General features: G+C 62.2%; 19 protein-coding genes, 1 tRNA gene and 1 riboswitch. Of the genes, 4 read left to right on the top strand and 16 right to left on the bottom strand.

Annotated elements, in window-relative coordinates:
• Window positions 1-60 precede the first annotated feature (60 nt).
• From OOZ53_RS09695 to OOZ53_RS09745, 11 genes are all read right to left on the bottom strand, one after another.
• A complete protein-coding gene (locus OOZ53_RS09695; RefSeq protein WP_271089286.1) occupies window positions 61-1422 on the bottom strand; it encodes a S41 family peptidase in 1362 nt (453 codons plus the stop codon).
• The gene (locus tag OOZ53_RS09700) at window positions 1412-2848 is read right to left on the bottom strand and encodes a murein hydrolase activator EnvC family protein (RefSeq protein WP_425499130.1); all 1437 of its coding nucleotides are present in this window, start codon (window positions 2846-2848) and stop codon (window positions 1412-1414) included. Before OOZ53_RS09700 ends, OOZ53_RS09695 begins: the two co-directional genes overlap by 11 nt.
• A gap of 234 nt (window positions 2849-3082) precedes the next feature.
• Window positions 3083-3565, bottom strand: a complete 483-nt coding sequence (rlmH, locus tag OOZ53_RS09705) for a 23S rRNA (pseudouridine(1915)-N(3))-methyltransferase RlmH (protein WP_271089538.1) — start codon at window positions 3563-3565, stop codon at window positions 3083-3085.
• Window positions 3566-3755: 190 nt separating this feature from the next.
• Window positions 3756-4232: a ribosome silencing factor gene (gene rsfS, locus OOZ53_RS09710; protein WP_271089288.1), complete on the bottom strand. Its 477-nt coding sequence runs from the start codon at window positions 4230-4232 to the stop codon at window positions 3756-3758.
• 119 nt (window positions 4233-4351) lie between these two features.
• Complete coding sequence (locus tag OOZ53_RS09715) at window positions 4352-4954, bottom strand: nicotinate-nucleotide adenylyltransferase (RefSeq protein WP_425499131.1); 603 nt, start codon at window positions 4952-4954, stop codon at window positions 4352-4354.
• 52 nt (window positions 4955-5006) lie between these two features.
• Window positions 5007-6290: a glutamate-5-semialdehyde dehydrogenase gene (locus OOZ53_RS09720; protein WP_271089289.1), complete on the bottom strand. Its 1284-nt coding sequence runs from the start codon at window positions 6288-6290 to the stop codon at window positions 5007-5009.
• Window positions 6291-6309: 19 nt separating this feature from the next.
• Window positions 6310-7467: a glutamate 5-kinase gene (gene proB, locus OOZ53_RS09725; RefSeq protein WP_271089291.1), complete on the bottom strand. Its 1158-nt coding sequence runs from the start codon at window positions 7465-7467 to the stop codon at window positions 6310-6312.
• Window positions 7468-7471: 4 nt separating this feature from the next.
• On the bottom strand, window positions 7472-8506 hold the full coding sequence (obgE, locus tag OOZ53_RS09730; protein WP_271089292.1) for a GTPase ObgE: 1035 nt from the start codon (window positions 8504-8506) through the stop codon (window positions 7472-7474).
• A gap of 150 nt (window positions 8507-8656) precedes the next feature.
• Entirely contained in the window at window positions 8657-9256 is a 600-nt protein-coding gene (locus OOZ53_RS09735) for a GNAT family N-acetyltransferase (protein WP_271089293.1), read from the bottom strand.
• Between the two features lie 112 nt (window positions 9257-9368).
• Window positions 9369-9638: a 50S ribosomal protein L27 gene (gene rpmA / locus OOZ53_RS09740; RefSeq protein WP_136658241.1), complete on the bottom strand. Its 270-nt coding sequence runs from the start codon at window positions 9636-9638 to the stop codon at window positions 9369-9371.
• Window positions 9639-9665: 27 nt separating this feature from the next.
• Window positions 9666-10397, bottom strand: coding sequence for a 50S ribosomal protein L21 (locus OOZ53_RS09745; RefSeq protein ID WP_271089294.1), 732 nt, complete (start codon window positions 10395-10397; stop codon window positions 9666-9668).
• Between the two features lie 395 nt (window positions 10398-10792).
• Here OOZ53_RS09745 and OOZ53_RS09750 point away from each other — a divergent pair.
• Together OOZ53_RS09750 and OOZ53_RS09755 are read left to right on the top strand one after the other, a co-directional pair.
• Window positions 10793-10882 (top strand) — tRNA-Ser (locus tag OOZ53_RS09750).
• 196 nt (window positions 10883-11078) lie between these two features.
• Complete coding sequence (locus tag OOZ53_RS09755; RefSeq protein WP_271089295.1) at window positions 11079-11948, top strand: formylglycine-generating enzyme family protein; 870 nt, start codon at window positions 11079-11081, stop codon at window positions 11946-11948.
• Window positions 11949-12033: 85 nt separating this feature from the next.
• Here the strand turns inward: OOZ53_RS09755 and OOZ53_RS09760 are convergent, their stop codons facing one another.
• The 4 genes from OOZ53_RS09760 to OOZ53_RS09775 form a co-directional block, all read right to left on the bottom strand.
• Entirely contained in the window at window positions 12034-12885 is an 852-nt protein-coding gene (locus tag OOZ53_RS09760) for an AraC family transcriptional regulator (RefSeq protein WP_271089297.1), read from the bottom strand.
• A 95-nt stretch (window positions 12886-12980) separates the two neighbouring features.
• Window positions 12981-14063 carry a glycosyltransferase family 4 protein gene (locus tag OOZ53_RS09765; protein ID WP_271089298.1) on the bottom strand — a complete coding sequence of 361 codons (1083 nt, stop codon included), beginning with the start codon at window positions 14061-14063 and terminating at the stop codon, window positions 12981-12983.
• 78 nt (window positions 14064-14141) lie between these two features.
• On the bottom strand, window positions 14142-14549 hold the full coding sequence (locus tag OOZ53_RS09770) for a DUF4345 domain-containing protein (protein ID WP_271089299.1): 408 nt from the start codon (window positions 14547-14549) through the stop codon (window positions 14142-14144).
• Between the two features lie 54 nt (window positions 14550-14603).
• Window positions 14604-15446 carry an NmrA family NAD(P)-binding protein gene (locus OOZ53_RS09775; RefSeq protein WP_271089300.1) on the bottom strand — a complete coding sequence of 281 codons (843 nt, stop codon included), beginning with the start codon at window positions 15444-15446 and terminating at the stop codon, window positions 14604-14606.
• 137 nt (window positions 15447-15583) lie between these two features.
• Here OOZ53_RS09775 and OOZ53_RS09780 point away from each other — a divergent pair, with 137 nt between their 5' ends.
• Together OOZ53_RS09780 and OOZ53_RS09785 are read left to right on the top strand one after the other, a co-directional pair.
• Window positions 15584-16570 (top strand): AraC family transcriptional regulator, encoded by a 987-nt coding sequence (locus tag OOZ53_RS09780; RefSeq protein ID WP_271089302.1) that lies wholly within the window; start codon window positions 15584-15586, stop codon window positions 16568-16570.
• Between the two features lie 54 nt (window positions 16571-16624).
• Complete coding sequence (locus OOZ53_RS09785; RefSeq protein WP_271089303.1) at window positions 16625-18247, top strand: APC family permease; 1623 nt, start codon at window positions 16625-16627, stop codon at window positions 18245-18247.
• Here the strand turns inward: OOZ53_RS09785 and thiD are convergent.
• Window positions 18244-19044, bottom strand: coding sequence for a bifunctional hydroxymethylpyrimidine kinase/phosphomethylpyrimidine kinase (thiD, locus tag OOZ53_RS09790; RefSeq protein ID WP_271089305.1), 801 nt, complete (start codon window positions 19042-19044; stop codon window positions 18244-18246). The two genes, OOZ53_RS09785 and thiD, sit on opposite strands and share 4 nt — an antisense overlap.
• A riboswitch (TPP riboswitch) is annotated at window positions 19040-19132 on the bottom strand. (Overlaps the previous gene by 5 nt.)
• Window positions 19133-19230 lie beyond the last annotated feature (98 nt).

Genomic DNA, 19230 nt, shown 5'->3' on the forward strand with positions numbered 1-19230 from the left:
CGCCGGCTCAACCTTATTGTGTCCCGGCGCCGCGCGATTCGCCGCGCGGCGCCGTAACGCTTATTCGGTCTTGCTGTCGGTCTTGTCAACATCCTTGGCCGCCTTTGCCGTCTTGTCGGCATTCGGCGGATAGGCCGGGTCGGACTTCTCGCCGCGGATCAGTTCAAGCGCGTAGCCGAGCTGCTCGTCGTCCTCAGGCTCCGGCGGGACATAGGCGATCGAGCCCGAGCCCTCTTCCGTTTCGTCCTGTCCCTGGATATGTCCGCGCAGCTCCGATTCACCGGTTTCGCGGACACGGCCCTGGAGTTCCTCGGGCAGCGGCTGCTGGACGATGATGTCCGGTTTGATGCCGGTGCCCTGGATCGACTTGCCGGACGGCGTGTAATAGAGCGCCGTCGTCAGCCGCAGTGCGCCATTTTCACCAAGCGGGATGATGGTCTGGACCGACCCCTTGCCGAAGGAGGTGGTGCCGACGATCGTCGCCCGCTTGTGGTCCTGCAGCGCGCCGGCGACGATTTCCGAAGCACTGGCCGAGCCGCCATTGACCAGAACGACGATCGGCTTGCCGCCGGTCAGATCGCCGGGCCGCGAATTGTAGCGCCGGGTTTCCTCGGCATTGCGGCCACGGGTCGAAACGATCTCGCCCCGGTCCAGGAAGGCGTCGGAAACATTGATCGCCTGATCGAGAAGCCCGCCGGGATTGAGCCGGAGGTCGAGAACATAACCCTGCAGCTTGTCGGAGGGGATCTTCTCTTCGATATCATCGATAGCGTTGGCAAGATCGTTGTAGGTCTTCTCGGTGAAGGAAATCAGCCGGATATAGCCGATATTGCCCTCGACACGGTGCTTGACCGCCTTGATCTTGATGATGGCGCGGGTGATCTCGATATTGATCGGCGCGTCGGCGCCTTCGCGCAGGATCGTCAGATCGATACCCGATCCGACCGGACCGCGCATCTTCTCGACGGCCTGCGAGAGCGTCAGGCCGCGCACGGGCTCACCGTCGATTTCGGAGATCAGGTCGCCGGCAAGGACACCGGCGCGCGAGGCGGGCGTGTCGTCGATCGGCGTGATCACCTTGACCAGTTCGCTGTCCTGATCGAGCGTCACCTCGATGCCCAGGCCACCGAATTCGCCACGCGTCTGCGTACGCATGTCGTCGGCATCCTTGGCGTTGAGGAAGCTCGAATGCGGATCGAGCGATGTCAGCATGCCGTTGATGGCGCTTTCAATCAGCTCGCTTTCTTCCGGCGGCGTTACATATTGCGCCCGAACCCGCTCGAATACGTCACCGAATATGGAAAGCTGCTTGTAGGTCTCGGAATTGGCGGCGATGGCGGATGTGCCGGCCGATTGCAGCGCGCTTACGGAGACCGCGCCAATAAAGACGCCAGCGGCCAGAATAATTACCTTACGAATCATTGCTTACCCTTCCGGAAGGTTTGCTGGCCCACCACGGAGCCGGATCAACGGGTTTTCCGTTCTTTCTGAATTCAATGTAAAGCGTTGGCTCTGCCGTAGCCAGTGCCAAAACCGATGCCGATACCACTTTTGCCGTGTTCATGCGCCCGATCGGCTCGCCGGCCACGACAAATTGACCGATATCAGCGTTGGTGCTGCCCATGCCCGCAAGCACCAGATGGTAACCGTCCCCGGCATTCAGGATGATCAATTCGCCATAGGAACGGAACGGTCCGGAGTATACCACCCAACCGTCGGCGGGTGCTGTCACAATCGCGTCAGGGACCGTTGAAACCATCATGCCCTTCAACGGGCGTCCCGTGCCGTCATCCTCGCCGAAACCGAATTTCCTGTTTCCGGCGACCGGCAGTTCGAGTTTCTTCTTCAGTTGCGAGAAGGCGAATGCCGGGGCGATGCGATCGGCGTCGGGCGGCGCCTTGCGGGCCGTTTCGCGCGCCTTTTCCCTTTGCGTCCGGGATTGCTCGGCACGCTGCTTTTCTGCAAGTTCCGCCTCTTGCACGGCTCTTTGCACCGATTCGATCTCGTCACCGAGCGAGGCAATCAGATCTTCCAGGCTGCGCGCGCGGGCCGCGAGCCGCTGCGATGCCGCGGCTTCCTGTTCGAGCTTTTCGCGGCTCTGTTCGGCGAGCTTGCGTTTTTCGGCAAGAAGCAGGGTCAGCCTTTCTTCCTGCTCCGCCTGTTCCTGCAGCGTCGCGATCAGGCGTTCGCGCTCATTGGCGATGGAGGCGCGCACATCCGTCAGTTCCTTGAGGTCCGCAACGAGCTTTTCGGTCTGGCCGCGAATTTCAGGGACCACCGCGCCAAGCAAGATGGCGCTGCGAACCGAGGACAGGGCATCTTCGGGGCTGACCAGCAGCGCCGGCGGCGGGTTTCGTCCCATGCGCTGCAGCGCGGCAAGCACCTCCGCGAGCACGCCGCGGCGTGCGTTGAGCGATTGGCGCAGTTCATCGTGCCGGCCGCCAAGGCTGGCAAGGCGCAGTTCGCTTTCGCCGACCTCCTCGCTGAGTTTCTTCTGGGTCTTGGCGCTCTGTATAAGCTCCGTGCGGATCGTCGCCTGATCCTTCTTCAGCGAGTCGATGCCGGATTCGAGTGCCGCGCGCCGCTCGCGCGAAAGCTCGATATCGGCCGTGACCTTCTCAAGCTCGCCCAGGCCCTTGCGCCGCTGCTCATCCAGTTGTTGGACCGTGGCCTCGCCCGCCCGGCCAGATTTGAGCGACTGGGACGTCTGAACGCTCTGCGCGTTGGCCGGCGTGACCGGACCGGTAAGGATTGCCGCCAGTATTATGCCGCCGGCAGCCAGACCAGGCACATGACGGCTGCGCCGTCGTCCGACCGCGTTGCCGGCGTATGGACTTTCTTGCCGGATGCGAATCATCGGTTCCCGTCTTTGCCCCATGCAGCCATTATCGCCGCTCCATGTCAGCCAATGCAATATCCTCGTAAAGGCGGGTATTGTTGTCCCAAATATCCCAATATTCCGTTGCCGGGACCGCGCATTGCGAAAACAAATCGGCACGCGCGGTGACGAATCGCCGTACCGGCCTGTCTGTCAGACAAGAGTGGCCGCGATAAGGCAATGGTCCGCTCGCTCCCGCCGGCGCTAATTGCGATGATAGGGGTGGCCGCTGAGGATGGTCGATGCCCGGTAAAGCTGTTCGGCAAGCAGGATCCTCACGATCTGGTGCGGCCAGGTGAGCTTGCCGAAGGCAAGGACCGTGTCCGCCCGGTCGATCAGCCTGCCGTCGAGACCGTCCGCGCCGCCGATCGTTATGGCAAGGTCGCGGCGGCCCGTATCGGACCAGTCCTGCAGCAGGCGGGCAAAGGCGTTGGAATCGACCGCCTTCCCCCGTTCATCAAGGGCAAGAATCAGCGAGTCGTCGGGTATTTGCCGGGTGAGGGCTTCGCATTCCTCGCTTTTTCGGGCTTTGGCGGCGGATGCGCGGCTCTCGGGAAGCTCGACAATCCGGCCCAGTGTCAGGCCCCGGGCGGCGCCGGTTTTGGAGAAACGATCGAAATAGCGCGCTGAAAGCTCTCTTTCGGGGCCGGCCTTCAACCGGCCCACGGCATAGATCGATACCCGCATTTCGCCTCGCATGGTCGCCGTGCCCGGTACGGGTCGAGGGCGACCGGTGCATTGTGTGGCCGGATGGAACCGCGCAACGTCGTCGCGTGCGGGGCCAGACCACACTCAATCACTATGTTACCAACGTCATGTTGCACCCGGTGCTGCTTGCAAGCGGCTTTCGCGCCAGGCAAGCCCAGGCTTGTGGACGCTAGTGTATCGTGTCCTCGTCGATCTCAGGCGTCATCCACATCTTCTCGAGATTGTAGAATTCCCTGACTTCGGGGCGGAACACGTGAATGATGATGTCGCCCGCGTCGATCAGGACCCAGTCACCATTGCTCAGACCTTCGACTTTCGCCGTTCCGAAACCGGCATCTTTCAGGTCGCGCAGGAGATGGTCGCAGATCGCCGTGACATGACGGTTCGAGCGGCCGGACGAGACCACCATGTGGTCGCCCAGAGCCGACTTTCCGGTAATGTCGATGGAGACAACGTCTTCGGCCTTGGATTCCTCGAGGCTGGCGAGGACCAGTTTCAACGCACGAAATGCAGCATTGCCGCTTTCCAGTGCGGATGAGGAAATGTTTTCAGCATTTCCCTTGCTGTGTGCTGTTCTCAGTGTCTTTCCTTTCCGTGACAGAACAAGCTGTGTACCTGCCCATGCGCGGAGACCTGCCGGCCCCATTGCCGTTGTTTCCCCGCTTAACCGCCGTTCCACCGGTAAAACCGACTCAAACGGCGCGTGTGGCGGCAAATACACCCAAAGATAGGCATGGAAACCTTAAGGTTTCAAGACAAGCTTCTTCACGATTTTTCGGCCGGCATTTGCCGGCTGTTGCGGATTGCCGTCGATGACAGCGGCGAACGCGGGCCGTGGATGAAGGTCCAGGCGGGCGGGCGCAGCCGCGCCAGCGCTCCGCACTGAGCCTCGTCGACCCGCGCGTGATCGAAAGTCTTGGCCATGACCGAGGACAGGTAGGACAGTGTCGATCCCGGCCTGTCGATGACAGCGATGGGCATCGTATTGGCGATATATTGCCAGTCCTGCCAGCGGTGGAAGCCGGCCAGATTGTCGGCGCCCATCACCCAGACGAAATCGACGCCGCGGTTGCGTTCGGTCACGAACTGCAGTGTCTCGGCCGTGTAACGCAGATCTTGCGCTGCCTCGAAGGCGGTGAATTTGACGCGCGGATCGGTGACAATCTTGCGGCTCCATTCAATTCGGGTCGCCAGATCCGCCAGATTACTATTGTCTTTCAACGGGTTGCCGGGTGTGATGATCCACCACAACTGATCGAGCCGAAGCCTGCGCAGGGCCGTATCTGCCACAAGGGCATGGCCCTCATGCGGCGGATTGAAGGACCCGCCGAACAGGCCGACGGCCATGCCGGGCTCGACATGGGGCATGCGCAGATACGAGGCCGGGATCTGTTGCAATTGCGTCACCGCATCTGACGGCTCACGGCCGTGTCTGGCCGCTGCCGCGCACCCGGTACTTGAAGGAGGTGAGCTGCTCGACGCCGACCGGCCCGCGGGCATGCATCTTGCCCGTTGCGATACCGATCTCGGCGCCCATGCCGAACTCGCCGCCGTCGGCGAACTGGGTCGAGGCGTTGTGCAGCAATATGGCCGAGTCGATCTCGTTCATGAAGCGCTCGACAACGGACGCATCCTCGGCGATGAGCGCCTCCGTGTGATTTGACGAATAATTGCCGATATGGCCGATCGCACCACCGATTCCGTCGACAATCGCCACCGAAATGATCGGCGCGAGATATTCGGTCGACCAGTCTGATTCGTCGGCGGGAACCGCCTGCGGATAGGCCTGGCACACCGCCGTCGAGCCGCGAATCTCGCATCCGGCGGCGCTCAGCGCCTCAAGCACGGGAACGAGATGGGTCTGTGCCGCCGCCTTGTCCACAAGCAGCGTTTCGGCGGCGCCGCAAATGCCGGTGCGGCGCATCTTGGCGTTGACGGTGATGGCCTTGGCCATTTCCAGGTCGGCGGATTTGTCCACATAGACGTGGCATAGCCCCTCCAGATGGGCAAAGACCGGAACGCGCGCCTCGCTCTGAACGCGCGCGACGAGGTTCTTTCCGCCCCTCGGGACAATCACGTCGATGGCGCCTGAAAGGCCCTTGAGCATCTCGCCGACCGCTTGCCGGTCGGTGACCGGAACACGCTGGATGGCGTGCGCGGGAAGGCCAGCGGCCTCAAGCCCGCTGACAAGGCAGCGATGAATGGCGGACGAGGAGTTGTGCGAATCCGAACCGCCGCGCAGGATCACCGCGTTTCCTGCCTTCAGACACAGTGCTCCGGCATCGGCCGTGACATTCGGCCGGCTTTCATAGATGACGCCGATGACGCCGAGCGGCGTGCGCACACGCTCGAATTCCAGGCCGTTGGGCCGGCTCCAGCTTGCGATGACGTCTCCCACCGGATCCTTCAGCCCGGCGATGGCGCGAACACCCTCGGCCATCGCGGCAATGCGCTCCGCGTCGAGTTTCAGACGATCAAGAAACGACGCTGCCATGTCGGTCTCGGCGGCGTTTTTCATGTCGACCGCATTCGCCTCCAGAATGGCTTCGGTCTCGGCAAGGATGGCGTCGGCCATGGCAAGCAGCGCGGCATTCTTCTGCCCGGTGGTGGCAACGGCCAGTGGCGCGCTGGCAGCCCTGGCGTTCTCGCCCATTGCCGCCATCAGTTCAACCACGTCAGCCTTTTGCGCAACTTCGTCAAGCATCGTACCGTTCCTGTTGCCGTTACTCGTCTTCATTCAGGGCTATTTGTGCCCCTGTCAACACCATGTCGTCGCGGTGGACCATTGCCGCGCGGCCTGAATAGCCCAGTATTTCGGCGATCTCGGAGGATCTGCGGCCAGCGATCAGCCCGGCTTCCTCGGCGCCATAGGCGGCGAGACCACGAGCGAACTCGAAACCGGCCAGATCGCAGATGGCGACCGTGTCGCCGCGCGCAAATGCGCCGGTGACCCTGCGCACGCCGGCCGGAAGCAGGCTCTTGCCGGATTTGAGCGCTTCGAGCGCGCCGGTGTCGACAAAGAACCGTCCTGCGGGATCGAGCTGGCCGGCAATCCATCTCTTGCGGGCCGTCACCGGCGAGGCATCGGGTTCGAACAGGCTGTGGCGGGCGCCCTCCTCGATGGCGCGCAACGGGTGGTCCCGCTTGCCCGACGCGATGATCATCGCGCAGCCGGCCTTGGTGGCGATGCGGCCCGCCTCGATCTTGGTCTTCATGCCGCCACGCGACAGCTCAGAGCCGGCATCACCGGCCATCGCTTCGATTTCAGGCGTGATTTCCGGAATATGCGGCAGGAATTCGGCGTCCGGATTACCATCGGGCGGCGCGGTATAGAGGCCGTCGACATCCGACAGCAGCACCAGCAGATCGGCGCCCGCCATCGAGGCGACACGGGCCGCCAGCCGGTCATTGTCGCCATAACGGATCTCGTTGGTGGCAACGCTGTCATTCTCGTTGATGACCGGCACGGCGCCGGCCTCGAGCAATTGCTGGATCGTTGCGCGGGCATTGAGATAGCGCCGCCGGTCCTTGGTGTCGTCCAGCGTCAACAGGATCTGACCGGCGACAAGCCGCTGCCCGGACAGGGCCTGCGACCACGCATGGGCAAGCGCGATCTGGCCGATGGAGGCCAGAGCCTGGCTTTCCTCAAGCTTGAGGCCGCGCTCATGGCCAAGGCCGGTGCCGCGCATGACGGTGCGTCCCAGCGCGATCGAACCGGAGGAGACGATCATCACATCCGCGCCGTTCCTGCGCAGGGCCGCGATGTCGAGGCACAGGGTTTCGACCCAGTCCCGGCGCAGCCCGTCCTTGCGGTCGACGAGAAGGGCCGAGCCGACCTTTACGGCGATGCGGCGGTAATTCTTGAGGGGGTTCGCGGCCATGACGTCAATCCTGCCCGCTCACCGTGTCTTGACCTGCAATTTCAGTCTGCTTGTCCTCATCGATGATACGGGCGAGCGTGCGCAGCGCCTCCTTCATGCCGTATCCGGAGACGGCCGACAGGATGAGGGGCTTGCCGCCGCAGGCGGCTTCCAGCTCGGCGCCGAGCGCGGCGCGCAATTCGTCGTCCAGAAGATCGGCCTGCGAAAGGGCGACGATTTCCGGCTTGTCGCAAAGGCCGTGGCCATAGGCCTCCAGCTCGCCGCGCACGGTGCGGTAGGCTTCGCCGACATCCTCCTCCTGGGCGGAGACGAGATGCAGGAGCACCCGCGTGCGCTCGACATGGCCGAGGAAACGGTCGCCGATGCCGGCGCCTTCATGGGCGCCCTCGATAAGTCCCGGAATATCGGCGATGACGAATTCGCGGCCGTCGGTGCTGGCAACGCCGAGATTGGGATGCAGTGTGGTGAAGGGGTAGTCGGCGATCTTGGGCCGGGCCCGCGTGACGGCTGAAAGAAGGGTGGATTTGCCGGCATTGGGCAGGCCGACAAGACCGGCATCGGCGATCAGTTTCAGCCGCAGCCAGACGGTCTTTTCGACGCCGGACAGCCCGGGGTTGGCGCGGCGCGGCGCCTGGTTGGTGGAGGATTTGAAATGGGCGTTGCCGAAACCGCCATTGCCGCCGGCGGCGAGCCGGTAACGCTGGCCTTCCTCGGTCAGGTCGCAGATCAGCGTTTCATTGTCTTCTTCGAAGATCTGGGTTCCGACCGGTACTTTGAGGATCTTGTCGGCGCCAGCCGCGCCGGTGCGATTGCGGCCCATGCCGTGAATGCCGGTCTTGGCCTTGTAGTGCTGCTGGTAGCGATAGTCGATCAGCGTGTTGAGGCCCTGGACGGCTTCGGCCCACACGTCACCGCCGCGCCCGCCGTCGCCGCCGTCGGGTCCGCCGAACTCGATATATTTCTCGCGGTGAAACGACACGCATCCCGCGCCGCCGTCGCCCGAGCGGATATAAACCCTTGCCTGATCGAGAAATTTCATCTGTCTGCTATCGCTTCTTCTGGCCCGGCATACCGATAATGCGCGCTTGGGCGCAGGTCAAAGGCAATCGACTTTTTTCGGGGTTCAAGGGCGCCATGGCGGTGTTCCTTCCAAAAACAATGACCCGCGGCTCTTGCCGCGGGCCGGTTCTCATGCCGCCGCCCAACTGCGCAGGGAAATCCACGTCTTGCGGTCGAGGCGGTACCACTCGACGGGCACGGCGCTTCCCAGCGCCAGCGAGTTGACCATGCCGGTTCCCTGGAACTGGAAGCCGCATTTGTGGATCACCCGGCGCGAGGCAAGATTGGTGACCCGGCAGCGCACATCGATGCATTCGACGTCGCGGGTGCGGAACGCCATGTCGATCACCGCATGGGCGGCCTCCGTCGCGTAGCCATTGCCCCAATGGGGCTCGCCGATCCAGTAGCCGAGCTCCAGCGTGACGGGATCGTCCTGCGGCTCGATCCCGCAACAGCCCAGAAACCGGCCGTCCTCGGCATTCGTTACGGCATAGATGCATTTGCCGATCGCGCCGATTGCGGAGCGGCGGATGAAATCCGTCGCGTCCTTGCGGGTGTAGGGATGCGGCATGCGCGATACCATCGTAGCGACCCGGGCATTGTTGGCGAGATAGGCAAGTGCGTCCGTGTCCTCGATATGCGGGGCCCGCAAGACCAGCCGTTCGGTAACGAGAACGGGGCACCCCCCGCGTTCGTGATGGCTGTCTTCGTCCTGACTTTCCGTTTCCATTTTCAGTCCTCCAGTTGCAAATGAAAAGGGGAGATGGTGTCCCATCTCCCCTTGCAACTCTTGGCCTGATCAATGTCAGCCGGGTCGATGAGACGCCGGCTGTCCCCACCGGCTATTCTGCTGCTTGCGCACGCGGCATTACGGACACATAGCAGCGACCGTTTGCTTTTGTGCGGAAGGACACATTGCCTTCCACGGTCGCGAAAATCGTGTGATCCTTGCCGAGGCCCACGCCCTGGCCCGGATGCCACTTCGTGCCGCGCTGGCGCACGATAATGTTGCCCGGAATGACGGCTTCGCCGCCGAACTTCTTCACGCCGAGGCGCTTGGACTCAGAATCGCGACCGTTGCGCGATGAACCGCCAGCTTTTTTGTGTGCCATTGGTCTACTCCTTTACCTCGATCCCGTTTACTTCGCTTCGTCCGCCAGGGCCTTGGCCTGACCGATCCAGTCGTCGCGCTCGATGCGGCCCTTGAAGTTCAGGGCCTCGTCGAGCTTGGCGATATCGTCCTTGGTGAAAGCCGCGATCTGCGCATATTGCGTAACGCCGAACGCATGCAGTTTCTTCTCAAGGACCGGGCCGACGCCGGAGATCTTCTTCAGATCGTCGGCATCACCCTTCGGGGCCGAGAAAATTGCAGCCGGCTCTTCCGTGGCGGCTTTCGCCTTGGGCTCGGCCTTTGGTTTCTCAGCGGCCTTCGCCTTCTCCGCAGCTTTCGGCTGCTCGGCCGGCTTGGCCTTTTCCGCTGCCTTCGCCTTCGGAGCCTCGTCGCTCTTCTTGGCTTCGGCCTTCTTCGGTGCGGCTGCCTTCTTCTTTGGCTTGGCGCCGCCCGTCAGAATTTCGGAAATCCGGATCGTCGTCTCGTGCTGACGATGACCGCGGGTCCGTTTGGAGTTCTGGCGGCGGCGTTTCTTGAACGCGATGACCTTGCGGGCGCGGCCCTGTTCGACAACTTCGGCGGTGACGAGCGCGCCATCCACGAAGGGCTTGCCGATGGCTGCATCGGCGCCTTCGCCGACCATCAGAACTTCATTGAACTCAACAATGTCGCCGGCATCGCCGGCCAGTCTTTCGACCTTGAGGACGTCATCGGCAGCAACGGTGTACTGCTTTCCGCCCGTTTTAATGACTGCGAACACTTTCTTGCCTTTCCATGCTCGGTCCGGCTTGTCGCGGTTGCCCGCACAGCCGTCTTTTTATTCAGTCGGTTACGAATGGTCGCCGGATCGTGCTGATGGTCCAAAACGAAGCCTTCAGCGCCAAGCGGCGGATTTTCCCGAAGCCGTTTTTGACAGGGCCCGGCCCCACAAAAACAGATGGCGCAAGTTGCCTCACGCCATGGATGATCGGGAGATACGGGAAAGCGGCACGCAAGTCAAGGAGGCGCCGGCCTTTTTCAATGGCTGAACATGCGCCTTCCCGACGGTTTCCCGGCCGGTGTTGCCGATATCGCGCAGGCGTGCCGAAAACGTTCTTGTCTCGGCGCCCTTGAATGGTTATGACAGCGCCCGCATATTGTTGCGCACCACGACGCGGAGAGGTGGCTGAGTGGTTGAAAGCACCGCACTCGAAATGCGGCATACGGGCAACCGTATCGGGGGTTCGAATCCCTTCCTCTCCGCCATTTTCCTCAGGGTCCATTCTTGTCACATGGTTTACACCTAATTCCGGACACATGGTTTACAGGTTGTCCGGGGCGAATGGGTTTTTGGGGGCCGGTGTAATTTGCCATCTGCAACCAAAATTGACCGGAGACGCAGAGAATCTACACTGGGTTCACAAGCGACGATTTGCAAATTCTACGAGGTTTTGCCATCCAAATGAACGCTATCGCATTGCGTCTTGTGGCCATATTCGCAACAACAATTGTCTTTGATTGCTTTGCCGCAGAACAGTGGCGTGGCCAATCTACTTTTCGGGACTGCCCCGATTGTCCGGAGCTAATTTTACTGCCAGCAGGCAGTGTGGTCATGAACTCGGATCAAATTTCCGCGGTCCACGAAGAAAACAAAGTCACACCTGATCGCCATGCGGTTCCTGCTTTTGCGGTCGGTCGTTTCGAAGTAACAGTAGAAGAGTGGGGCAAGTGCGTGGCTGCCGGCATATGCCCGCAACTACCTGACAGTGGCAATGACGCCGGCAATCATCATCCAGCAACCCATATGACCTGGTTCCAAGCCAACGACTACGTACGTTGGTTGTCGGAAAGGACCGGCCAAAGTTACAGGTTAATGTCCGAGGTTGAGTGGGAATACGCGGCACGTGGCGGACGCGTAACCGAACACTCATGGGGTGACGGATCAGTCGAGGAAGCCTGTGCACATGCCAACTTCGAAGATATCTCCTACAAGTCTCGACTGAGTAACAAATCGTTCGCGAATCGATACGCGGAATGTGACGATGGCTTCATTTACGCCGCGCCGGTTGGCTCGCTAAAGCCAAATAGCTTCGGGCTCCACGACACCAGTGGCAACGTATGGGAATGGACTCGGGACTGTTGGGACAAGAGCAGATTCTCATCCAGCAGTGTCGTTACAGGGGCTAAGCAGCCTGATTGCCAAAAGGCTGCGATACGGGGCGGATCCTACAGAATAGGCTTGGCGGCAGTACGACCGTCCATGAGAGCAAGCAGATTTCGGGATTTCTCAAATATTGACATTGGTTTCCGTGTGGCGCGCGATACGGAGTAATCGTGCGAAAATCTATCCAGCGCCGATTATAGGTCCGCCATTCATTCATTCCAAGGTTGGTTTCGGCCGTCCCCCAGAATTGAAATCAGACAACCGGAATGCGGATATCCGTGCGCAGGTCCTCTGGCGAGACATCGCGCGGGTTGTTGACGTAGAACTCCACAAGCGGCGCGTCCCTGAGTTCGATATCGGAGGCCGGCAGCCAGGTTCCGAAGAACCATTGATAGGCATCGTGCAGCGTCATGTACGGGCCCTTGTGCTCGACGATCGCATACCGGCTGGCGGCGACCGGCATGATGTCCAGCCCGTCGATGTCGCGCGGAAAACCGTCCGGGCGCGCCAGGATGACGCCGGCATGGGCGCGCAGTTCTGTTTCCGGCACCATGTCGGAATCGTCATGGTAGAGAGCAACCATGCCGGCCCACTGGTCGAGCAGGCCGCGGCTGAAGAAGATCCGGACCACCTTCTCGAAAGCGGCGCTCAGCCCTTGATAGGGGCCCTTGTGCGCCACCGCCGCAATCGTCAGTTCGGGGCATTTCTCGATCTTGACCGGATACATGTTGTCGGAGCCTCTCGATTTCAGGAGCTCCAGCCGCGCCGACTTGCGCTTTTCGCGAAAGGCCGAAGGCGACAGGCCTTTTTCAGCGGTGAAGGCGCGGGTGAAACTTGCCAGGTTGGGATAGCCAAACCGGTCGGCAATGCTCGAAACGGGATCGTCCGTCGCGATGAGCTGCAGCGATGCCTTGTGGAGGCGTATGCGGCGGACCGCCCCGGCGACGGTTTCGCCGGTCATCGCGCGGAATACGCGATGCCAGTGAAAGCGCGACATGCACGCCACATCGGCCAGGGTGTCGAGGCTGAGGTCGGTGTCGGCGTGATCGTGGATATAGGCGATCACCCGCAGCACGCGGTCCTCATAGCGGTTCCTTTGACCCATTGCCGCGACGTCTCCCTGCATTGATCGTGTTTGACCCTTGCAGCATGTCACAGGCGCGGTTGGCAAATCTTGCTGAAATGGCTTTGGCCGGGATGTTATGCGGCAGCGCCGGCCACCGTTGCGTAGACGCTTTCGATCTGCGCCGATATCGTGTCCTCGTCGCACTGTGTTTCGAGCCGTTTTCGACCGCTTGCGCCGATGCGCCGGGCGCGTTCGCTGTCGTCGATCAGACCCTCGATGGCGGCTTGCGCCGCATCGCGATCCAGCATGTCGAGCGCATAGCCGTCGATGCCGTTGCGGATGAGTTCAATGGCCTGGCCGGTCTTGTAGGCCACGACGGGCACCGACGCCGCCATTGCCTCAAGGACCACGATCGGCCCTTCTTCCTGCTTGGATGTGCTGAGCAGAACGTCGAAACCGGGCAAGAGGCGCTCCGCATCGTTGCGATGGCCGCATATGATTGTCCGGTCCGCGATCTGCGGGTCATTGAGGAGCCTTTGCCAGTCGGGCATCTCGGCCGCGTGCTGCAGCGTTCCGATCACCACAAGCCGGACATCGGGATGACGTTCGGCGAGCGCACGCAGGATACGCAGGCCGTCGACCTGGTTCTTGCGCCGGCAGACACTGCCGATCATGCCTATCACGAAGGCGTCTTCGGGAATGCCGAGTTCCGCCCGGATCGCGGACGCTGTGGCTTCACCGGTTTCGTCCGCTGCCTCAAGTGTCATGAAGTGCGGAATGACATGCAGCTTGGACCGGCGCACCAGATTGAATCTGTTGTGGAAATCGGCGGTCTGGCGGCTGGGCGCGATCACCGCCTTGAAGAAGGCGAACGGTATCTGGACGTGGCGGCTGTGGGCGGTGGTCACTACCGCGGCGTCGGCGGCGATGCGGTAGACCATGCCGTATTTGTTGGCCCGGCTTCCGTGGCAATGGATGACGTCCGATCCCCAGTCGCGGATTGCGTAGCCGACCCGGCGGATTTCGGACGGACGGGTCTCAAGCCTGGTGTCGATGCTTGCGAAGGGCGCCGGGAACTCCTGCGCCGCGAGCCACGACCTTGAGCGGCCGACCAGCAAAATCTCGTGACCGCGACGCATCTGCGCCGCGATCAGGGTCCGGCAACTGCTGGAAACGCCGTTCTTGCCGACATGGGAAACGATATGCGTGATTTTCATTCCGTTACCGTTTCCGGGGCCTTTTTCCTTGCGCGACGAATTGATCTGCCGCCGATCATAACGTCGCTGTCTTCTCCGTCAGCCGGTCACGGGCCTGGCGGCCGTCAGTTGCAGCACCGCAAACAGGCACAGGAATCCGATCACGATTTCAAGCGCTGTCGCCTGAACTAACCCGGAAGCCGGCATGCCGTCCAGCCCCATCGCGATGAGGCGCGATGTGCCGTAGGACAGATAAAGAATGCTGGCCAGAAGCGCCGAGGTGAATGCAAGCCGGGAGATAAAGGCGCCGCTGGCGATCAGCAGGCCGCTGGCAAGAAGCGCACCGCCCTGCGCCCTGATTTCGCTGAGCTGGCTGGCATCGCCCCCGAGCGTGACCCCGTAGCTGGCGTAGAGTGCGTGCGGTACCAGCAGGAGGGCGCCGCCGATGGCCATTGCCACGAGCCCGGCGCCGATCAGTATCGCTTTCACAATCCGTGTCCTGTGCATGATGGTTTCTCCTTCGGAACGCGGCCCGGAACCGGGCCGCCATTTGGATCTGCTCTAGGCCGACTGCGCTTCCGCCGGCAGGTTCCAGACGCCCGAGGCGGCTGCTTGCCGGCAGAACGCGGAGAAATCGCGCGGAGCCCGGCCGAGCGCGCGCTGCACGCCGTCGGCGAGCGATTCATTGCGCCCGTCGAACACCTCCCGGCAAAGGGCGGTCAGCATGTCCGCCATTTCAGGGCCGGCCTGTTCACTCAGCGCAGCGTGAAACTGCTCGAATGTCACCGGGAGGTATTCAACGGTTCTGCCGCAAGCCTGCGTGATTGCTTCCGCGACATCCGCGAGGCTCAGCAGCTGGGGTCCGGTGACTTCATAGAGCTCGCCAGCATGGCCGTCCTCGGTCAGCGCGGCGACCGCCACATCGGCGATGTCCTCGATGTCGATGAAGGGTTCGCGCACCTCGCCGGCGGGCATGGCGATGGTTCCGCCGAGGACCGACCCCAGCAACTGGCCCTCATCGAAATTCTGGAAGAACCAGCTTGCGCGCACCAGTGTGAAATCGATGCCGCTTTCGCGAACGATTTCCTCGCAGCGCTCGGCATTTGCCTCGCCGCGGCCGGACAGAAGCACCAGCTTCTTCAGGCCGGCGGCCCTGGCGGTTTCGACCAGTCGTGTGATCGCTGCGGGTGCCTGAGGCACGGCAAGGTCGGGGAAATAGGAAACATAGGCGGCCGATACGCCTTCGAGGGCCGCTGCCCATCCCGACGGATCTTCCCAGTCGAAGGGACGCTCGGCATGGCGTGAGCCGTGCCTGACCATGTATCCCCCGGCTTGCAGTTTTTGCGCGATGCGCCGTCCGGTCTTGCCGGTGGCGCCGATGATGAGAAAGGGTGCATTGTGCATGGATCTGCTCCTTGAATTGTTCACATGATCCGAAATCGGCGCTGGCTGCGGGATTATCAATGTCATCTCGTCTGAGATTATTTGCAGATCGTCCAAAAAAGCTGGACGATGTTGTGCGGGTATGACAGTTTCCGGGAATGACCGACACGAAACCGCAACTTCCGTCCTATGCCGACCCGCTCGGCGAGACGCTGCATATGCTCAAGCTCAATGGAACGCTCTATTGCCGTTCGGAGCTGACGGCGCCCTGGGGTATCGACCTGCCGCCGATCGAAGGCTGCATGATGTTCCACATCGTCACCGCCGGACGGGGATGGCTGGAGGTGGAGGGTGAAGAGCCGGTGCTTCTGGAGACGGGCAGCCTGACGCTTGTCCCGCATGGCGCCGGGCATGTCATCCGCAGCAGCGCCGATTGCCCGGCCGAACCATTGTTCGACATTCCGGTTGAGCGGGTCAGCGACCGCTACGAGATCATGCGCCATGGCGGCGGCGGCGAATACACCCATTCGATCTGCGTCGTGGTGCGGTTCGACCATGTCGCGGCGGAGCGCCTGGTCGCGCTGCTGCCAAGGATCGTGCAGGTGGATGCCTGGGACAGCGATGCGGAAAGCTGGCTGCAAAGCACGCTGCGGTTTATCGCGCGCGAGGCCAAGGAACTTCGGCCCGGCGGCGAGACCGTGATCACCCATCTTTCCGACATCCTCGTCATCCAGGCGATCCGCTCCTGGCTCGCCACGGCGCCGGCGGCGGATCAGGGCTGGCTTGCCGCGCTGCGGGACGGGCAGATCGGGCGGGCGCTGGCGATGATCCACCGCACGCCGGACCGTGACTGGAGCGTCGAGGGCTTGGCACGGGAAGTCGGCATGTCGCGCTCGGCCTTCTCGGCGCGCTTTACCGAGCTCGTCGGGGAACCGGTCATGCGTTACGTCACCCAGTGGCGCATGCAACTGGCGCGGACCCAGATCCTAGAGGGCGCGGTTCCGCTCGCCGCACTCGCCAGGCAAATGGGCTACCAGTCGGAGGCCGCGTTCAGCAGGGCCTTCAAGCGCATGTTCGGCATGCCCCCCGGTAAGGTCCGGCGCGCGCCGCCGCTTGTCCCCGGACAAATACCAACCACAGATTGAAGAGCGCTATCGGCTCGTTCATAGTCCTCCCGACTCGGTGCGGGAGGGATTTTCATGAGCGACGGGATGGCGGATGCGACACAGATCGCTCATGAAGGCCTTCATCGCCATATCGGCGCCTGGGGCATGCTGCTTACCGGGCTGACCGGCATTATCGGATCGGGCTGGCTGTTCGCCTCGCTCTATGCCGTGCAGATCGCCGGGCCGGCGGCCGTGATTTCCTGGCTGATCGGATGTCTGCTGGCGCTGACCCTGGCGCTTATCTATGCCGAACTCGGGGCCCTCATACCGGCCGCCGGTGCGCTGGCGCGCATACCCTTCGTGGCGCTCGGACCGCTCGGCGGCTTTCTGAGCGGCTGGCTCTGCTGGATCGCCTATGTGGCGATGGTCTCGATCGAGGTCACGGCGGTGCTGGGCTATGCCGGCAACTACCTGCCGTGGCTGACCGAGACCATCGGCACCGACCGGATTCTGACCGGCCGGGGTATTCTGGTGGCGGCGCTGTTGATCGCGGTCTTCACCGCAATCAACATTGCCGGCGTCAAATGGATGATCCGCTCCAACATCGCCATAACGATCTGGAAGCTCGCCGTGCCGGTGCTGGTGGGGGTCATGCTGATCATCGCCGGTTTCCAGGCGGAGAATTTCACCGCCTATGGCGGTTTTGCGCCCTACGGCATCAACGGCATCCTGGGCGCGGTCTCGAGCGGCGGCATCATATTTTCCTTTGTCGGGTTCCGTTCGGTGATCGATCTTGCCGGCGAAGCCCGCAACCCGGCGCGCAATGTGCCGCTGGCGCTGGTCGGTTCCGTCGTCATCTGCCTTGTCATCTATGTGCTGCTGCAGGTGGCGCTGATCGGCGCCATCCCGGCCGAACATCTCAAGGACGGCTGGGCCGGCGTGGTGGAAAACTTCGCCGCCGGCCCGTTTGCCGGCCTTGCGCTGATCCTCGGACTGCAATGGATGGCGCTGCTGGTCTTTGCCGACGCCATCATTTCGCCGGGCGGCACGGCGCTCGCCTATGTCGGCTCCTCCGGCCGGATAAACTATTCCATGGCGCAGACAGGCCTTTTCCCGAAGTTCTTCGCCCACCTCAACCGCAATCACGTGCCGGCCAATGCCATGGCCGTCAATTCAGTCATCGGCATCATCATCCTGGCGCCGCTGCCCGGCTGGCCGCAGCTTGCCGGTTTCATATCGTCGGCGGCGGTGCTGTCCCTGGCCATCGGTCCGGTCGCGCTGGTCGTGCTGCGCCGGCAGGCGGCGGATTATCAGAGGCCGTTCCGCATACCGTTCGCGCACGTCTTTTCGACCATAGCGTTCATATTTGTCGGCTTCATCGTCTACTGGTCCGGCTGGCAGACAAACTGGAAGATCCTGCTGATCGCCCTTGCCGGCTTCGCCTATTTCGCCCTTCGCAACCGTCTGCGCCGCGAGCCCGCGCCGCTTTACGTCAGACATACCGGCTGGCTGATCGTCTACTACATCGTGCTGGCGATCATCTCATGGCTCGGCAATTTCGGCGGCGGGCTCGGCGTTATCCCCGTCTATCTCGATTCGGCCCTGATCATCGTGCTGTCGGTGACGATTTTCCAGGTGGCCGTCGGCAATCCGTTGCCGATCGACGTGGTGCGCCGTTTCATAGCCGATACCGATGCAAAGAAAGTAGCCGGCTAATTTCTGTTCCATCCATGGTTGACCGGGCCGTGGCCATGTCCGACGGATAGCAGCCCGCTATGGACAATCGCACCGTGAACATAGTCCTTGGCGGCGCCGACGGCTTGCAGCAGCGAGCCTTGGCGGGGGATTTGCGCCGCGATCGCGGCAGACAGTGTGCAGCCGGTGCCATGGGTGTTTTGCGTGTCGATCCGCTCGGCCCTGAGCCACGAACGGGTATTGCTCGCGACCAGAAGGTCGCAGCTCGAGGCGCCGGAAAGGTGCCCGCCCTTCAGGAGCACGGAGCCGGATCCCATGCGCAGCAGCGCGTCGGCAGCGTTTTCCATGTCCTGAATGGAAGACGGCACCGGCGCCCCCAGCAATTCGCCGGCTTCCGGAAGGTTGGGCGTCAGCACGCTTGCCAGAGGAATGAGCCGGTCTTTCAAGGCATCAATTGCGTCCGGCTCGAGCAGCCGGGCGCCGGATGTCGAAACGCATACCGGATCAAGAACAACCGGAATGTCGGCAAACCGGCCGAGGCCTTCGGCAACCGCCAGCACCGTCTCGGCATTGGCCAGCATGCCAATCTTGATCGCGTCAACGCGGATATCCTCGGCGATGGACAGCATCTGGTCTTTGACGAAACCGGTCGGGACCACGTGGACGGCATCGACGCCTCTCGTGTTCTGGGCCGTAAGGGCGGTGATGACGGACATGCCATAGGCGCCGTTCGCCGCTATGGTTTTCAGGTCCGCCTGTATGCCGGCCCCGCCCGACGGATCGGACCCTGCAATCGTCAATATGTTGGGTATCGCCATGATGCGCGCAACTCCCTTCGCCGGCATTATCCAGATCAGGTTCAACGGGTATGGTCTCAGCCCCCTTGGGGCACCCCGGTTGAGGGCAATCGATACGAACGAAGCGGCAAAGTCAAGGAAGGCGGGTATTGCCGTTCAAACGTCTTGAAATCTTCGCACTTTCCTGTTGCGTTAGGTGCGGTGGGC

This window comes from Allohoeflea poritis (assembly GCF_027889715.1).
In the GTDB taxonomy this organism is placed as follows: domain Bacteria; phylum Pseudomonadota; class Alphaproteobacteria; order Rhizobiales; family Rhizobiaceae; genus Hoeflea_A; species Hoeflea_A poritis.

Bases quoted from the DNA above. Each gene is read 5' to 3' on its own strand.
- OOZ53_RS09695 (WP_271089286.1), bottom strand. From the start codon at position 1,422: ATGATTCGTAAGGTAATTATTCTGGCCGCTGGCGTCTTTATTGGCGCG.
- rlmH (WP_271089538.1), bottom strand. From the start codon at position 3,565: ATGCGGGTATCGATCTATGCCGTGGGCCGGTTGAAGGCCGGCCCCGAA.
- rsfS (WP_271089288.1), bottom strand. From the start codon at position 4,232: ATGGGGCCGGCAGGTCTCCGCGCATGGGCAGGTACACAGCTTGTTCTG.
- OOZ53_RS09715 (WP_425499131.1), bottom strand. From the start codon at position 4,954: ATGCCCCATGTCGAGCCCGGCATGGCCGTCGGCCTGTTCGGCGGGTCC.
- OOZ53_RS09720 (WP_271089289.1), bottom strand. From the start codon at position 6,290: ATGCTTGACGAAGTTGCGCAAAAGGCTGACGTGGTTGAACTGATGGCG.
- proB (WP_271089291.1), bottom strand. From the start codon at position 7,467: ATGGCCGCGAACCCCCTCAAGAATTACCGCCGCATCGCCGTAAAGGTC.
- obgE (WP_271089292.1), bottom strand. From the start codon at position 8,506: ATGAAATTTCTCGATCAGGCAAGGGTTTATATCCGCTCGGGCGACGGC.
- OOZ53_RS09735 (WP_271089293.1), bottom strand. From the start codon at position 9,256: ATGGAAACGGAAAGTCAGGACGAAGACAGCCATCACGAACGCGGGGGG.
- rpmA (WP_136658241.1), bottom strand. From the start codon at position 9,638: ATGGCACACAAAAAAGCTGGCGGTTCATCGCGCAACGGTCGCGATTCT.
- OOZ53_RS09755 (WP_271089295.1), top strand. From the start codon at position 11,079: ATGAACGCTATCGCATTGCGTCTTGTGGCCATATTCGCAACAACAATT.
- OOZ53_RS09760 (WP_271089297.1), bottom strand. From the start codon at position 12,885: ATGGGTCAAAGGAACCGCTATGAGGACCGCGTGCTGCGGGTGATCGCC.
- OOZ53_RS09765 (WP_271089298.1), bottom strand. From the start codon at position 14,063: ATGAAAATCACGCATATCGTTTCCCATGTCGGCAAGAACGGCGTTTCC.
- OOZ53_RS09770 (WP_271089299.1), bottom strand. From the start codon at position 14,549: ATGCACAGGACACGGATTGTGAAAGCGATACTGATCGGCGCCGGGCTC.
- OOZ53_RS09775 (WP_271089300.1), bottom strand. From the start codon at position 15,446: ATGCACAATGCACCCTTTCTCATCATCGGCGCCACCGGCAAGACCGGA.
- OOZ53_RS09780 (WP_271089302.1), top strand. From the start codon at position 15,584: ATGACCGACACGAAACCGCAACTTCCGTCCTATGCCGACCCGCTCGGC.
- OOZ53_RS09785 (WP_271089303.1), top strand. From the start codon at position 16,625: ATGAGCGACGGGATGGCGGATGCGACACAGATCGCTCATGAAGGCCTT.
- thiD (WP_271089305.1), bottom strand. From the start codon at position 19,044: ATGGCGATACCCAACATATTGACGATTGCAGGGTCCGATCCGTCGGGC.